Below are 562 nucleotides of genomic sequence, written 5' to 3' on the forward strand. Positions count from 1 at the left end.
GCGTACTTCTTGGCGAGCTCCTCGGCGCGCGGCTCGAAGCGCTTGCGGATGTCGAGCATGTCCTTCCAGATGTCCTTGGTCTGCTCGATGAACAGGTCGAACTTGGGGAAGCAGCCGCGGCGGTTGAGCAGGCGCAGGCCGAAGCAGTCGGCGAGGTAGTAGCCCTTCTCGCAGCCGCCCGAACCATGGTCAGAAGCCATGGCGACGCAGTTCTCGGCACCCACAGCCTGGCCGATGGGGCCCTCGGGCTTGGTCATGGCGTAGACGCGCACGCCCATGTCCTTCATCTTCTTGACGGCCTCGAGGACCTCGGGGGTGGTGCCGGACTCGGAGGCGGTGAGCACGACGGACTTCTCGGTCATGCGCTTGTGGCCCATGACGTTCCACTCGGCGGCGTGGATCAGGTAGACCTCGAGGTCGCGGTCGCCGAACTTGTTCATGAGGTACTCGAGCTGCATGAGCTCGTCCCAGGTGCCGCCGACGCCCATCAGGAACACGGCGTCGTAGCCCTCGTCGGCGACCTTGTCGGCGAGCGCGGTCATCTTCTTGCCGGTCTCGTAGA

The 562-nt window shown here is 64.9% G+C and carries 1 pseudogene; it reads right to left on the reverse strand.

Annotated features, from left to right (window positions below):
• Positions 1–562 (reverse strand): annotated as a pseudogene (locus tag DW003_RS09845) (SIS domain-containing protein); the annotation flags it as partial.

This window comes from Collinsella sp. AF36-3AT, from assembly GCF_003475205.1.
Lineage (GTDB): Bacteria > Actinomycetota > Coriobacteriia > Coriobacteriales > Coriobacteriaceae > Collinsella > Collinsella aerofaciens_AF.